Annotated in this window: 13 protein-coding genes and 1 tRNA gene; 10 read left to right on the forward strand and 4 right to left on the reverse strand. The window is 51.0% G+C overall.

All coding sequences use genetic code 11. From position 1 onward, the window contains the following. The first annotated feature begins 246 nt into the window (after positions 1–246). The 8 genes from HMPREF2907_RS09375 (at position 247) to rpmG (ending at position 11229) form a co-directional block, all read left to right on the forward strand. The gene (locus HMPREF2907_RS09375; RefSeq protein ID WP_070682472.1) at positions 247–1158 is read left to right on the forward strand and encodes a DMT family transporter; all 912 of its coding nucleotides are present in this window, start codon (positions 247–249) and stop codon (positions 1156–1158) included. 91 nt (positions 1159–1249) lie between these two features. Beyond that, complete coding sequence (gene acnD / locus HMPREF2907_RS09380) at positions 1250–3859, forward strand: Fe/S-dependent 2-methylisocitrate dehydratase AcnD (protein WP_070682473.1); 2610 nt, start codon at positions 1250–1252, stop codon at positions 3857–3859. Between the two features lie 407 nt (positions 3860–4266). Beyond that, the gene (gene prpF, locus HMPREF2907_RS09385) at positions 4267–5436 is read left to right on the forward strand and encodes a 2-methylaconitate cis-trans isomerase PrpF (RefSeq protein WP_070682475.1); all 1170 of its coding nucleotides are present in this window, start codon (positions 4267–4269) and stop codon (positions 5434–5436) included. 309 nt (positions 5437–5745) lie between these two features. After that, entirely contained in the window at positions 5746–6957 is a 1212-nt protein-coding gene (locus tag HMPREF2907_RS09395) for an acetate kinase (RefSeq protein WP_070682477.1), read from the forward strand. A 730-nt stretch (positions 6958–7687) separates the two neighbouring features. Continuing rightward, positions 7688–8818, forward strand: coding sequence for an HlyD family secretion protein (locus HMPREF2907_RS09400; RefSeq protein WP_318259113.1), 1131 nt, complete (start codon positions 7688–7690; stop codon positions 8816–8818). Positions 8819–9005: 187 nt separating this feature from the next. Further along, positions 9006–10535, forward strand: coding sequence for a DHA2 family efflux MFS transporter permease subunit (locus HMPREF2907_RS09405; protein WP_070682481.1), 1530 nt, complete (start codon positions 9006–9008; stop codon positions 10533–10535). Between the two features lie 276 nt (positions 10536–10811). Then, positions 10812–11045, forward strand: coding sequence for a 50S ribosomal protein L28 (rpmB, locus tag HMPREF2907_RS09410; protein WP_002216391.1), 234 nt, complete (start codon positions 10812–10814; stop codon positions 11043–11045). Between the two features lie 28 nt (positions 11046–11073). Beyond that, entirely contained in the window at positions 11074–11229 is a 156-nt protein-coding gene (gene rpmG, locus HMPREF2907_RS09415) for a 50S ribosomal protein L33 (RefSeq protein WP_003684373.1), read from the forward strand. A gap of 142 nt (positions 11230–11371) precedes the next feature. On the opposite strand, the gene ubiM is transcribed toward rpmG, so the two are convergent. The 4 genes from ubiM to HMPREF2907_RS09435 form a co-directional block, all read right to left on the reverse strand. Further along, positions 11372–12556 carry a 5-demethoxyubiquinol-8 5-hydroxylase UbiM gene (ubiM, locus tag HMPREF2907_RS09420; protein ID WP_070682483.1) on the reverse strand — a complete coding sequence of 395 codons (1185 nt, stop codon included), beginning with the start codon at positions 12554–12556 and terminating at the stop codon, positions 11372–11374. 218 nt (positions 12557–12774) lie between these two features. Further along, positions 12775–12849: transfer RNA gene (locus HMPREF2907_RS09425), tRNA-Arg, on the reverse strand. Between the two features lie 4 nt (positions 12850–12853). Continuing rightward, positions 12854–13300, reverse strand: coding sequence for a DUF441 domain-containing protein (locus tag HMPREF2907_RS09430; RefSeq protein ID WP_019271144.1), 447 nt, complete (start codon positions 13298–13300; stop codon positions 12854–12856). A 5-nt stretch (positions 13301–13305) separates the two neighbouring features. Continuing rightward, positions 13306–14280, reverse strand: a complete 975-nt coding sequence (locus tag HMPREF2907_RS09435; protein WP_070682485.1) for a polyprenyl synthetase family protein — start codon at positions 14278–14280, stop codon at positions 13306–13308. Between the two features lie 262 nt (positions 14281–14542). Between HMPREF2907_RS09435 and rplU the strand changes: the two genes are divergently transcribed. Continuing rightward, a complete protein-coding gene (gene rplU / locus HMPREF2907_RS09440; RefSeq protein ID WP_003763980.1) occupies positions 14543–14851 on the forward strand; it encodes a 50S ribosomal protein L21 in 309 nt (102 codons plus the stop codon). 25 nt (positions 14852–14876) lie between these two features. Beyond that, positions 14877–15149 (forward strand): 50S ribosomal protein L27, encoded by a 273-nt coding sequence (rpmA, locus tag HMPREF2907_RS09445; protein WP_002212328.1) that lies wholly within the window; start codon positions 14877–14879, stop codon positions 15147–15149. The last annotated feature ends 363 nt before the right edge of the window (positions 15150–15512 follow it).

The following is a 15512-nucleotide window of genomic DNA, read 5'->3' on the forward strand; positions in this document are numbered from 1 at the left end:
CCAAACCACAAGAAAAATAGATCCACAGGAAGACTTGTTCAACTGCGCGGCAAAGTCGATTTGCTGATCGGCTGATAGAAGGGAAGCAAAAAGATCGTTTTTCCAACCATTCCATTTTGGCATCTGGAAAAGCACATAAGATATTAATGAAAGATTTTGATTATTAAGAGGTAAATAAAGATTTTGGAGGGATTTTCTTTTCGAAAAACAATAATGTACCTATGTGGAAAGTATTATGGAGTAAATATGAAGCTGCCTGATTTACTGATGGGAATATTCTTGGCAGTTTCTGCAGCCCTTCTGAATGCAACCATCGGCATATTCAGTAAGGTATTAATGGAGCAAGGCTTGTCTGTTCAGCATATTGCATTTTTGAAAACTTTGACAGGTTTTGTGTTCATCAGCATTTTGCTTTGCCGTACCGGTTTTACCAGACAAATTGTAGATATTTCAAAAAAGAAAGAGGCAATCTTGCCGTTGCTGTTAAAAGTCGCAATTTGTGCTTTTTTCGGAATTTACACTTTGTTTTTCTTTGAAACCACCGCTTATCAATACGGTAATGCTGCGAATGTAGTAGTTGTATTAATGGCATCGGCTGCCGTATCTGCCTTGATATTGGACAGCATACTGTTAGACGAACGTATTTATATTTCTTCAGTCGTCGGTGTGGGTTTGGCAGTATCGGGGATCGCGGTGATTTCTTGGACGGGAGAAGGAAGTTTAAGGTTGATTCTGAATGCCGCGCTGGCGGGTTCGGGCTACGGTTGTTTTTCCGTTTTGATTAAAAAATTCGGCTTAAACGGCGGTATTTATTTGACACGGATCTTGATGTTTTTTGGAAGTATTTTTTTGTTTATCCCTTCATTGGAAGGTATTGAGGATATACATTGGCAATGGTCTTTTATTCCGCCACTCTTGGCATTGTCTTTATTGCCGACGATTTTAGGATTTTATTGTACAACTAAAGCATTGGATTATTTGAGTGCCGCGAAGGTGCAGGTAACTGAATTGGCCGAGCCATTATTTGCCGCCGTACTGGCTTGGATGTTTTTGAATGAAATACCGGAAGGACGCTTCTTTGTCGGCGCTATTCTGATTATTGCCGGTATTGTGTCTATCAATGGATTGTATAGACCATTGTTGAAGCGAGTTGAATAGTTTTTATTTCCCAAGATTTCAGACGACCCCTTCAAAAATGTCGTCTGAAACCCCAAACCACAAGAAAAATAGATCCACAGGAGAACTGAACATGGCTGCCAACCAACGTTACCGCAAACCGCTGCCCGGTACGGATTTGGAATACTACGACGCGCGTGCGGCGTGTGAGGACATTCAAGCCGGCTCTTACGACAAGCTGCCTTACACGAGCCGTATTTTGGCGGAGAACTTGGTCAACCGCGCGGACAAAGTCGATTTGCCGACGCTGCAAAGCTGGCTGGGCCAATTGATAGAAGGGAAACAGGAAATCGATTTTCCGTGGTATCCCGCGCGGGTGGTGTGCCACGATATTCTGGGGCAGACCGCGCTGGTGGATTTGGCGGGTTTGCGCGATGCGATCGCAGAGAAGGGCGGCGATCCTGCCAAAGTGAATCCGGTGGTGCAGACGCAGCTTATCGTCGACCACTCGCTGGCGGTGGAATGCGGCGGCTACGACCCCGATGCGTTCCGCAAAAACCGCGAAATCGAAGACCGCCGCAACGAAGACCGTTTCCACTTTATCAACTGGACGAAAACCGCTTTTGAAAATGTGGACGTGATTCCGGCGGGCAACGGCATCATGCACCAAATCAATCTGGAAAAAATGTCGCCCGTCGTCCAAGTCAAAAACGGCGTGGCGTTCCCCGACACCTGCGTCGGCACGGACTCGCACACGCCGCACGTCGATGCGCTGGGCGTGATTTCCGTGGGCGTGGGCGGTTTGGAAGCGGAAACCGTGATGCTGGGACGCGCGTCCATGATGCGCCTGCCCGATATTGTCGGCGTGGAGCTGACGGGCAAACGGCAGGCGGGGATTACGGCGACGGATATTGTGTTGGCGCTGACCGAGTTTCTGCGCAAAGAGCGCGTGGTCGGGGCGTTTGTCGAATTTTTCGGCGAAGGCGCGAGAAGCTTGTCCATCGGCGACCGCGCGACCATTTCCAACATGACGCCGGAGTTCGGCGCGACTGCCGCCATGTTCGCCATCGACGCGCAAACCATTGATTATTTGAAACTGACCGGACGCGACGACGCGCAGGTGAAATTGGTGGAAACCTACGCCAAAAACGCAGGGCTGTGGGCGGACGACCTGAAAACCGCCGTTTATCCGCGCGTATTGAAGTTTGATTTGAGCAGCGTAACGCGCAACATGGCAGGCCCGAGCAACCCGCACGCGCGTTTTGCCACCGTCGATTTGGCGGCGAAAGGGCTGGCGAAGCCTTACGAAGAGCCTTCAGACGGCCTCATGCCCGACGGCGCGGTCATCATCGCCGCGATTACCAGTTGCACCAACACTTCCAATCCGCGCAACGTCGTTGCCGCCGCGCTCTTGGCGCGCAACGCCAACCGCTTCGGGCTGAAACGCAAACCGTGGGTTAAAACCTCGTTCGCCCCCGGCTCGAAAGTGGCGGAAATCTATTTGAAAGAAGCAGGTCTGTTGCCCGAAATGGAAAAACTCGGCTTCGGCATCGTCGCCTTCGCCTGCACTACCTGCAACGGCATGAGCGGCGCGCTCGACCCGAAAATCCAGCAGGAAATCATAGACCGCGATTTGTACGCCACCGCCGTACTGTCGGGCAACCGCAACTTCGACGGCCGCATCCACCCGTATGCGAAACAGGCTTTCCTCGCTTCGCCCCCGCTGGTGGTGGCCTACGCCGTCGCCGGCAGCATCCGTTTCGATATTGAAAACGACGTACTCGGCGTTTCAGACGACGGCAAGGAAATCCGCCTGAAAGACATCTGGCCGACCGACGAAGAAATCGATGCCGTCGTCGCCGAATATGTGAAACCGCAGCAGTTCCGCGACGTGTATGTGCCGATGTTCGACACCGGCAAAGCGCAAAAAGCTCCGAGTCCGCTGTACGACTGGCGTCCGATGTCCACCTACATCCGCCGTCCGCCCTATTGGGAAGGCGCGCTGGCAGGCGAACGCAGCCTGACGGGAATGCGCCCCTTGGCGATTCTGCCCGACAACATCACCACCGACCACATTTCGCCGTCCAACGCGATTCTGGCGGCGAGTGCGGCGGGCGAATATCTGGCGAAAATGGGTTTGCCCGAAGAAGACTTCAATTCCTACGCCACCCACCGCGGCGACCACCTCACCGCCCAACGCGCCACCTTCGCCAATCCCAAATTGTTTAACGAAATGGTGAAAAACGAAGACGGCAGCGTGCGCCAAGGCTCACTCGCCCGCGTCGAACCCGAAGGCGAAACCATGCGCATGTGGGAAGCCATCGAAACCTATATGAACCGCAAACAGCCGCTCATCATCATCGCCGGCGCGGACTACGGACAAGGCTCCAGCCGCGACTGGGCGGCGAAAGGCGTGCGGCTGGCGGGCGTGGAAGCCATCGCCGCCGAAGGTTTCGAGCGCATCCACCGCACCAACCTCATCGGCATGGGCGTCTTGCCGCTGCAATTCAAAGCCGGCACCAACCGCCACACCCTGCAACTGGACGGCACGGAAACCTACGACGTGGTCGGCGAACGCAAACCGCGCGGCGACCTGACCCTCGTCATCCACCGCAAAAACGGCGAGACCGTCGAAGTCCCCGTGACTTGCCGCCTCGATACCGCAGAGGAAGTGCTGGTGTACGAAGCCGGCGGCGTGCTGCAACGGTTTGCACAGGATTTTTTGGAAGGGAACGCGGCGTAGAGGTCGTCTGAAAAGCAGACGTAGCGTGGGTCGGGTTCAACATTTTGCTCATTCACGTAATTCCCGATATGGCAGGCATCTACTGTAAATCGTCATTCCCGCGCAGGCGGGAATCCAGAAAGTGGAATTGAGGAAATCTTTTTATCCGATGAGTTTCTGTGCGGATAAGTCTGGATTCCCGCCTACGCGGGAATGACGGGGTTTAATAATCTGCCGTATCACAACACAGCAGCCGTAGATTGGGGTGAACCCCGACATTTTGCGGAATCAAACGGCTTTGGTCGGAGTGGCAGCCTAATGTACTTCTGGAAAGTGGGCGCAGCGTGGGCTTTGCCCACGAAAGAAAGGCTAAATTGACACGGTAAAAATCGTGGGCAGAGCCCACGCTACATAAGGAGAACCCCAAAATGCCGCAAATCAAAATCCCCGCCGTTTACTACCGCGGCGGCACATCCAAAGGCGTGTTTTTCAAACGCTCCGACCTGCCCGAAGCGGCGCGGGAAGCGGGAAGCGCGCGCGACAAAATCCTGTTGCGCGTACTCGGCAGCCCCGACCCCTACGGCAAGCAGATAGACGGTTTGGGCAACGCCAGCTCGTCCACCAGCAAGGCGGTGATTTTGGACAAGTCCGAACGCGCCGACCACGATGTCGACTACCTTTTCGGGCAAGTTTCCATCGACAAGCCTTTCGTCGATTGGAGCGGCAACTGCGGCAACCTCACCGCCGCCGTGGGCGCGTTCGCCATCGAACAGGGCTTGGTCGATAAAGGTAAAATCCCTTCAGACGGTATCTGCACGGTGAAAATCTGGCAGAAAAACATCGGCAAAACCATCATCGCCCACGTTCCGATGCAAAACGGCGAAGTCTTGGAAACGGGGAATTTCGAGTTGGACGGCGTTACCTTTCCCGCCGCCGAAGTGCAAATCGAATTCCTCGACCCCGCCGACGGCGAAGGCAGTATGTTCCCGACCGGCAACCTAGTGGACGAGCTGGACGTTCCCGACATAGGTCGTCTGAAAGCCACGCTCATCAACGCGGGCATTCCGACCGTTTTCCTGAACGCCGCCGACTTGGGCTACACGGGCAAAGAGTTGCAGGACGACATCAACAACGATGCCGCCGCGCTGGAAAAATTCGAGAAAATCCGCGCTTACGGTGCGCTGAAAATGGGCTTGATTAACGACGTGTCCGAAGCCGCCGCCCGCGCGCACACGCCGAAAGTCGCCTTCGTCGCCCCCGCCGCCGATTACACCGCTTCCAGCGGCAAAACCGTGAACGCCGCCGACATCGATTTGCTGGTACGCGCCCTGAGCATGGGCAAACTGCACCACGCCATGATGGGCACCGCCTCGGTCGCCATCGCCGCAGCAGCAGCAGTCCCCGGCACGCTGGTCAACCTCGCCGCAGGCGGCGGAACGCGCAACGAAGTGCGCTTCGGTCATCCTTCCGGCACATTGCGCGTCGGCGCGGCGGCAGAATGTTCGGACGGCATTTGGGCAGTGAAAAAAGCCGTCATGAGCCGCAGCGCGCGTGTGATTATGGAAGGGCGGGTGCGCGTTCCCGATGATTGTTTTTGAAATCATGTAGGACGGACATCACTGTCCACTGTTTCAGACGACATTTGATAAAGGATTGCAATAAAGCCGAATAGCCTAATCGCCGTCATTCCCGCGCAGGCGGGAATCCACAGTCGATATTCTGTTTCCTGATTTTTATCAGAGCTTGCTTGTTAGCAAATATGGATTCCCGCCTGCGCGGGAATGACGATAGAAAATGCGGCATACGCTTTGCCCAAAGAGGCCGTCTGAAACATATCCCGCCCAACGCCCATCCTTTTTCAGACGACCCCACCAAAAAAACAACCACAAACTACAAGGAGAAACATCATGTCCGACCAACTCATCCTCGTCCTGAACTGCGGCAGTTCCTCGCTTAAAGGCGCCGTTATCGACCGCAAAAGCGGCAGCGTCGTCCTAAGCTGCCTCGGCGAACGTTTGGGTACGCCCGAAGCCGTCATCACCTTCAACAAAGACGGCAACAAACGCCAAGTTCCCCTGACCGGCCGCAACTGCCACGCCGGCGCAGTGGGTATGCTGTTGAACGAACTGGAAAAACACGGCCTGCACGACCGCATCAAAGCCATCGGCCACCGCATCGCCCACGGCGGCGAAAAATATCACGAGTCCGTCCTCATCGACCAAGACGTCCTTGACGAACTGAAAGCCTGCATCCCGCTCGCCCCGCTGCACAACCCCGCCAACATCAGCGGCATCCTCGCCGCGCAGGAACACTTCCCCGGCCTGCCCAACGTCGGCGTGATGGACACCTCGTTCCACCAAACCATGCCCGAACGCGCCTACACCTACGCCGTGCCACGCGAATTGCGCAAAAAACACGCCTTCCGCCGCTACGGCTTCCACGGCACCAGCATGCGCTACGTCGCCCCCGAAGCCGCGCGGATTCTGGGCAAACCGCTGGAAGACCTGCGCATGATCGTCGCCCACCTCGGCAACGGAGCGTCCATCACCGCCATCCGAAACGGCAAATCCGTCGATACCAGCATGGGCTTCACCCCCATCGAAGGCCTCGTTATGGGCACCCGCTGCGGCGACATCGACCCCGGCGTGTACAGCTACCTGACCGCCCACGCCGGCATGAACATCGAGCAAGTCGATGAAATGTTGAACAAAAAATCAGGATTGCTCGGCATCTCCGAACTTTCCAACGACTGCCGTACCCTCGAAATCGCGGCCGACGAAGGCCACGAAGGCGCACGCCTCGCCCTCGAAGTCATGACCTACCGCCTCGCCAAATACATCGCCTCCATGTCGGTCGCCTGCGGCGGCATAGACGCCCTCGTTTTCACCGGCGGCATCGGCGAAAACTCCCGAAACATCCGCGCCAAAACCGTCGCCTACCTCGACTATTTGGGTCTGCACATCGACACCAAAGCCAATATGGAAAAACGCTACGGCAATTCAGGCATCATCAGCCCGACAGGTTCCATGCCCGCCGTTTTGGTCGTACCGACCAACGAAGAGCTGATGATCGCCCTCGATACCGCCGCACTGGCAGGCTTTTTGCAAGAAGCAGGCTAGGGGTTAGGGCAGAGCATTTTTGAAAGAGAAAAGAGGTCGTCTGAAAGATGGGTTTCAGACGACCTCTTTGTTTGGAAAAACGAGTTTATGCTTTTCTTTGTTATTTGAAAGAGAACTAAGAGGGTGGGGGATGTTTTAAACTTAAAAGAAAGGCTATAAAACAGATATTTTCCCGACTTAGGCAAAAGTTAAATTTCAAGAATAGATGTTTATCATCGCATCAATTTCAAACCTTGAAATAGTTTCTTAAGAAATTAATTGGGATAAGTAAGTAACAATTAAACGTAATTCAGACAGGTTTTACATTTCAACCAAAATTAGAATACCTGCCGATCATGCTTGAATAGTCATTGGGTTAGATAACGAAAGATGACGATAGATTATAAAAGGGGAAGTTTGTTATATTCCATTTAAAATAGTTACTTGATTGAGTAATGGTGCGGATATAGAATGCCCGTTTCCCTATATCTTATCTGATGGCAAAATAAAATCAATAAGATATTATTATTTAATAAACATAAAATAATATTCGATATTAGGCTTTATGCGAATCCTCAGATTGGTCTTGTTTTTGAAATCAAGGTAAATCGGAGCGGCTGCGGATTTATCCAAGATTCGGATGTCAGTTTTGTAGAAAGCCTGTTAGTTTAATGCTCGGGTAAAGTAAATCATGGAAACAAAGTCAGCAAACGGCGGGCAAACTCCCGACACATTGGGCAAACCGGTCAAAATGCAAAACAGGCGCAAGCGGAATATGGCAGTGGTTACGCTGCTATTTGTTTTGGCGGCTATTGGCGTGGCATTTGCTTATGTTTTGTTTTGGCAGCACGAAGAAACAACTGAAGACGCATATGTTGCGGGATATTTGGTTCAGATTACGCCGCAAGTCGGCGGGACAGTGCGCAAAGTCATGTTTGACGACACGGATGTTGTGAAAAAAGGCGATGTTTTGGTTACTCTGGACGACAGTGATTTCCAGCTGGCGTATGACAGGGCGCAAAACGAGCTGATTCAGGCAATCCGTCAAAACAAGCAGCAGACGGCAGTCAATTCCCAGGCGAGGGCGCAAGTGTTGCTGCGTAAAGCCGATTTGGCACGCGCTCAGGCAGATTTGCGGCGCCGGGAGGCCCTATCCGGTACGGATGCCATTTCCGGTGAGGAGTTGAGCCATGCCCGGGCGGCGGTCGTTCAGGCGCAAGCAGCATTGAAAGCAGTGGAAGCGGAAGAGGCTTCGGCTCAGGCTGCGTTGGGTAACAATATTCCAGTGCGTGAGCAACCTGCCGTTCAAACAGCAGTGAGCAAGATTAAAGATGCCTGGCTGAATTTGCAGCGTACACAAATCCGCGCGCCTATGGGCGGGCAGATTGCCAAACGCAATGTCCAAGTCGGACAGAGAATTTCGCAAGGCGCGGCGTTGATGGCAGTTGTTCCCCTGACGGATTTGTGGGTGGATGCCAATTTTAAAGAATCGCAATTACGAAAAATGAAAATCGGACAGCCTGTGGAAATGACTGCCGATTTGTACGGCAAAAAAGTGGTTTACCACGGTAAAGTCATGGGCTTGTCCGCAGGGACGGGCAGCGCGTTTTCGCTTTTGCCGCCGCAAAACGCAACGGGCAACTGGATTAAAGTCGTTCAGCGCGTACCGGTCAGAATCAGCCTGGATCCTAACGAATTGAAAGCAAACCCCTTGCGCGTCGGTCTTTCTATGACAGTCAAAGTCGATATTGCCGAAGCGGGTTCTGGCAAGCCGATGACGGCGGTCGCCGTGAAAAATTCGGCAGCCCCAGAAACGGACAGCGTAGATTGGGCGGCGGCTAATGCATTAATCGATAAGATTTTTGAAAAATACGCCAAATAACCTGTTTCAGACGACCTTCGGTATCCCGACAGGTCGTCTGAAACGTTCATATCCGGCAAATTAGTGAAATAAGTAGTGCGATCAGGATGAGGGACTTGCTCATTCTGTTTCAAGAGAAAGTCGATACGGCAAACCCCGCCTAGGTTGAAAGCGGGAATGGCAATGTCGGCAGTGAAGGAAGATTTCGATGAATTATCCGCCGTTGACAGGCATCAGGTTGGTCTTGGTTACATTGTCGCTGAGCCTGGCCGTCTTTATGGAAGTATTGGATACGACGATTGCCAATGTTGCCGTCCCCGTTATTGCCGGTAATTTGGGTGCGGCAACAACTCAGGGAACGTGGGTGATTACATCATTTGCCGTGGCAAATGCCATTTCCGTACCGCTGACCGGGTTTATTGCGAAGCGGATGGGTGAAGTGCGGCTGTTTGTCGGATCGGTCATCGGCTTCGTGATTACATCTTGGCTGTGCGGTATTTCACCGAATTTGCAAACCTTGGTGCTCTTCCGTATTTTGCAGGGTTTTGTAGCGGGGCCGCTGATTCCTTTGTCCCAAAGCCTTCTGATGGCATCTTACCCGCTCGAGAAGCGGACTTTGGCATTGGCACTCTGGGCAATGACAGTCGTAGTCGCCCCTGTTTTAGGGCCGATTTTCGGTGGCTGGATTTCGGACAACTGGCATTGGGGTTGGATATTCTTCATCAATATCCCTATCGGCATTTTGTCTGCGTTAATTGCCTGGCAGCAACTGCGCGACCGTGAAACCGATACGGTTAAAACACCTATTGATTACACGGGGCTGATTTTGATGATCGTCGGTATCGGCTCGTTGCAAATGATGTTGGACAGGGGGAAAGAGCTCGATTGGTTCGCATCGGGTGAAATTATCGTATTGGCAGTCGTTGCAACGGTATGCCTGACTTATTTCATCGTTTGGGAATTGGATGAAAAATATCCGATTGTCGATTTGTCTTTGTTTAAAAACCGCAACTTCACCATCGGCGTCCTGACGACTTCGCTCGGGTTTATGGTGTATATGGGCACGTTGACGCTTTTGCCGCTGGTGTTGCAGTCCAACCTCGGTTATACCGCCACATGGGCGGGATTGGCAGCTGCGCCTATCGGATTTCTGCCGATTTTCCTATCTCCTTTGATAGGGCGGTTCGGCAATAAAATCGATATGCGCCTGTTGGTTACCGGTAGTTTTTTGATGTTTGCCTTTACTTTTCATTGGCGGACGGATTTTTATGCAGGAATGGACATGAGCAGCGTTGTCTGGCCGCAGTTTTGGCAGGGTTTGGGTGTGGCCATGTTCTTCCTGCCGCTGACTACCATTACTCTGTCGCACATGAAAGGTCCGCAAATCGCATCGGCAAGCAGTTTGTCGAATTTTCTGCGTGTCTTTATGGGTGGTGTCGGTGTGTCTGTCGTCAGTACCATGTGGGAGCGGCGGGAGGCTTTACATCATACGCAACTGACCGAACATATCACGCCGTATTCTCCGGATACCGCCGAAGCAGTCCGTCAGATGGCGGAAGCGGGTTTGAACGGAGGGCAGGCAGTGGGTCTGATAAACAGCACCATTACTCAACAGGGTTTTATCGTTGGCTCGAATGAGATATTTTTGGCGGGCAGTATCTTGTTCATTATCATGATTCCCATTATTTGGCTGGCGAAGCCGCCTTTCCATCACGACGGAGGCGGAGGAGGGCATTAATGAGTGTTGCTGCGGAAGGAACTGGAATCGCTAATTCGAGAGAAAAGTTCGTCTTAAAACGGTAACGATAGTTTCAGACGACCTTTTCATATGCAGAAGCTTTGGAAATCCGCTATAATTTCGCCTCATTCATTTCGCGGTCAAAGCGTTTCGCGAAAACAACATTTGGAAGATTTATCCCGACAGGCGGTCGGTTTTTTGTCAAAATGCTTGAACTAACGCTGTTTTTTATGGTATAAATCGCGTTTTACTATTTTAGAAGTTTGGAGACTAACCATGGCACGAGTTTGCAAAGTGACCGGTAAGCGCCCGATGTCTGGCAACAACGTATCACACGCCAACAACAAAACCAAACGTCGTTTTTTGCCTAACTTGCAATCACGTCGTTTCTGGGTAGAAAGTGAAAACCGCTGGGTTCGCCTGCGCGTTTCTAACGCTGCATTGCGTACCATCGACAAAGTAGGCATTGATGTCGTATTGGCTGATTTGCGTGCTCGCGGCGAAGCTTAATTTAAACCGTTAATTAAGGATTACTGCAATGCGCGATAAAATCAAACTGGAATCCAGTGCTGGTACTGGTCATTTCTACACCACTACCAAAAATAAACGCACTATGCCCGGCAAATTGGAAATCAAAAAATTTGATCCGGTTGCCCGCAAACATGTTATTTACAAAGAAACCAAATTGAAATAATCCGGTTTCTGAGAAATGGAAAAGCCTCTGTCGGACAGGGGCTTTTTTATTTAGAACCTTATATGTTCAAAGTTGCTGTGGAAAATATATAAAAGGTCGTCTGAAAAGCATTTCAGACGACCTTTTGATGTGTTTAAACGGATTAGCCGGTCAGTTGTTTGGTAATCAGTTTTTTCAGCGGCGGGAAGTTGTTGCTGGCGCGCAATACCAAGCCGCGCAGGATTTTGGCAGGCGCGGTTTCATTGGTAAAGAGTTTGAGCAGCATATTGGTGCCGTGGTAAATCGGCTGGGCATGGAGCATATGCTTGGTGCTGTATTTTTCCAGCAGGCTGGTGGCGCCGATGTCTTGACCGCGTTGTTCTGCTTCGAGAACCAGTTTTGCCAAGAGGTCCGCGCTGGATAGACCTAAGTTGAAACCGTGTGCGGTAACAGGGTGCATACCTACGGCGGCGTCGCCGATTAAGGCGCTGTGTTTGCCATAGAAGCGTTGGGCAATCATGCCGACCAAGGGGTAGTTGTGAATGGTGCTGACCAATTCCATGTCGCCCAAACGGCCTTTGAGTTGCTCTTTGACGCTGGCTGCCAATTCTTCGGGAGACATTTTTTTGATGGTGTCTGCCTTGTCGCTATCGACGGTAATGACTGTGTTGGTCAGATGTTCTTCCAAGGGTAGCAGGGCGATGGTGCGGCCGTAGTGGAAGCATTCGTAAGCGGTATGCTGGTTGGACAGGGTATGCTTCATGCGGCAGACAAACATGGTGCGACTGTAATCGTGCATATCGGAGGAAATGCCCAGTTGTCGGCGGGTTTGGGAAAAGCGGCTGTCTGCTGCCAAGAGTAGGCGGCCGCTCAAAACTTCGCCGTTTTCCAAGATGACTTGGGCTTCATCTTCGGAAGTTTTGACTTCTTTGACGCCCGTACCGGTCAGAATGGTAACGTTTTCCAGTTTGGATACGACTTCATAAGCGGCTTTGCGGATATTGTGGTTTGAAATCAGATAACCTAAGCAGTCGGCAGGTTCGCCGCGCGCTTGGGTCGGTTGCGGGAAGTGGAGTTGGTAATCGGACTGCCCGTTCAAGACTTTTGCATCGCGTAAGGGGTAAATTTCGTCTTTCGGAATCAAATCCCACATGCCCAAGCGTTGCATAATTTCGCGGGATAGGTGGGTTAGCGCGATTTCCCTGCCGTCGTAAGGCGGATTTTGCAAAACCTCCAGGGGGCTTTTTTCAATCAGGGTAACTTTTAAACCGCTTCCGGCCAGTTCGGCTGCAAAGCTGAGTCCTGCCGGTCCCGCACCTACGACGAGAATATCGCTGTGTAAGCTCATAAGGCATCCTTTGTATTTAATGGAATAGAGGTTTCAGGGGATCTTGGGATAAGGTCGTCTGAAAAAGAGAACTGGATGTGATTATAGCAAAATAGATGGAGAAAAAAGAAGGATGTAAATGATCAGGGGAAATTTTACTTTGGCCTTAATGTAAATCAAGAATTCGGTAATGCCGGATTGCAGATGGTGGGTATTCAATGCGACATATTTTGCAGTGGTGGCCTCGCCAACAGGAATCGAACCTGTATTTTACGCTTAGGAGGCATACGTTCTATCCGTTGAACTATGGCGAGCGTGTTAAACTTTTCCTGCAATAAACGATAATAATCCTGCGGCAATCAGCGGACCGACCGGAATGCCGCCCATAAACGCCACACCGATAACCGTACCGATCAAAAGACCTGTTACCAAAACAGGTTGTTCGCTCATCAGCGGTACGCCGCGTCCTGCCAGCCAGGCGACAAGGATGCCGATTAATACGGCGGCAATCATTTTAAAATTGACAAACTCCGACAGCGGCGGAATTTGAACCTTCCCTGAAACCAGTGGACTTAAAACCCCGATTGTCAGCAAAATAATCCCAAAATGCAAGCCGTGTTTTTCCATGAAAGGAATATATTGCGACAAAGCAGTCTGCTGCATTAAAAGCAAAATTGCTGCGGAAATCGTAATCGAGTTGTTGTTGCTGACGACGCCGAGAAAAATCAGCGTCACCAAAAACATCGGGACGAAATTGAAATTCATCAGATTTAAGAAACCCGTACCAATGATTCCTCAGCCAACTGAATCATCGCCTGCTTGACTTCGCTGTCGGGCAATACTGCCAAAGAAGCCACGGCTTGCTCAACGGCTTTTCGTGCTTCGGAAATCGAATAAGTCAGCGCGTCGGAATGGACGACATAATCATGGATTTTTTGGAAACTGCTGCGATCCGCATTTTCCAAAGCGTGGCGCACATCGTCCGCCACTTGTTTCGAACCGTTGCGCATCAGATAAATCAGCGGCAGAGTCGGTTTGCCTTCTGCCAAATCGTCGCCGACGTTTTTACCGATTTCTTCGGTTTCGCCCGAATAATCCAAAACATCATCAATAATTTGGAACGCCGTACCGACATACATGCCGTAGTCTTTCAACGCCTGCTCATGTTCGGGGGCGGCGTTGCCCAAAATCGCGCCAACCTGCGCGGCCGCTTCAAACAACTTGGCCGTTTTATATTGAATCACTTGAACATATTGCGCTTCAGTAATATCGGTATTGCCGATGTTCATCAGCTGCATGACCTCGCCTTCGGCAATAATATTGGTTGCATCCGCCATGACTTCCAAAATGCGCATACTGCCGGAATCAACCATCAATTGGAAAGCGCGCGTATATAAAAAGTCGCCGACCAACACCGCCGCCGCGTTGCCGAACAGATTATTCGCCGTTTCGCGTCCGCGGCGCAAATCGCTTTCATCGACCACATCATCATGCAGCAGGGTCGAAGTGTGGATAAATTCCACCATTGCCGCCAAAGCATACAGCTTATCTCCATCATAGCCGACCGACTTACCTGCCAAAATCGTCATAATCGGACGCAGACGCTTACCGCCGGCACTGATAATATAAGTACCGATTTGCGAAATCAGCGCAACATCAGACTGAACCGCTTGGTTGATCACCTCATTGACCCGTGAAAGGTCTTCAGGCAGATGGCGTTGGAAATAAGGCAGGTTTTCGAGCATAACACATTCTCAGTCAGCAAAATGAAGCAGGCTTGCCGTATAAATAAATGGGTTGGGTATAAGGCGGAAATAATATTGCCGCATAAAAAATATCGGCAATCCAACGCGCGATTATAGCAGCAAAGCCCGTTTGACACATCTTTCAGACGATCCTGCCTCCATAAACGAAATAAACTTTGACAAAACAGGCAAATAGCAATAGAATCTCGTGTTTCGCACAATGGTGTGCGGGATATTAACCATAATTCTCATGGAGTTGAGTATGTACGCGGTCGTAAAAACCGGCGGCAAACAATATAAAGTTGCCGTTGGCGAAAAATTGAAAGTAGAACAGATACCAGCCGAACTCGACAGCCAAATCGAACTGACCGAAGTTTTGATGATTGCTGACGGCGAATCTGTAAAAGTTGGCGCTCCTTTCATTGAAGGCGCAAAAGTAACAGCTAAAGTAGTAGCCCATGGTCGCGGCGAGAAAGTACGCATTTTCAAAATGCGCCGCCGTAAACACTACCAAAAACGCCAAGGCCATCGCCAAAATTTCACCCAAATCGAAATCGTGGCAATCGCCTAATTTTTGAAACTTAGGAGTATTACAAATGGCAAGTAAAAAAGCAGGCGGTAGCACCCGCAACGGTCGCGATTCAGAAGCCAAACGCTTGGGCGTAAAAGCCTACGGCAACGAGCTGATTCCGGCAGGTTCCATCATCGTCCGCCAACGCGGTACCAAATTCCACGCCGGCGACAACGTAGGCATGGGCAAAGATCACACTTTGTTCGCCAAAGTTGACGGTTATGTTGAATTCAAAACCAAAGGCGCGCTGAACCGTAAAACGGTCAGCATCCGTCCTTACACCGGTTCTGAAGAATAATCCGAGTTTATCGTGATATTGAGAAAGCCGTATTTCTTAGGGAATACGGCTTTTTTGTTTGTGTCAGGTTGAGTAGTTTTACAGGTCGGCATTAGCCGGGCCATTTGTTTTTTGATACGACACCTGTCATAAGTCGTCATTCAGTCTCTTTCTGCATGAGGACAAATTGTGGCGAGAATTTGCTTTTGAATTCCGGAAACCTTTTTCAAATACCTGTTTCTTGGAATTTTGATGAATTCCTGCCTGTCTGAGAATAGCTGCGGAGGATAGGTACTGCAGCAAAAATGAAGCAGATCGGTTTATATACCCAAAATTTCAGGTTTCCAATAAAACCAAAAGGTCGTCTGAAAACTTTTCAGACGA

The organism is Neisseria sp. HMSC055H02 (assembly GCF_001813335.1).
Lineage (GTDB): Bacteria > Pseudomonadota > Gammaproteobacteria > Burkholderiales > Neisseriaceae > Neisseria > Neisseria sicca_C.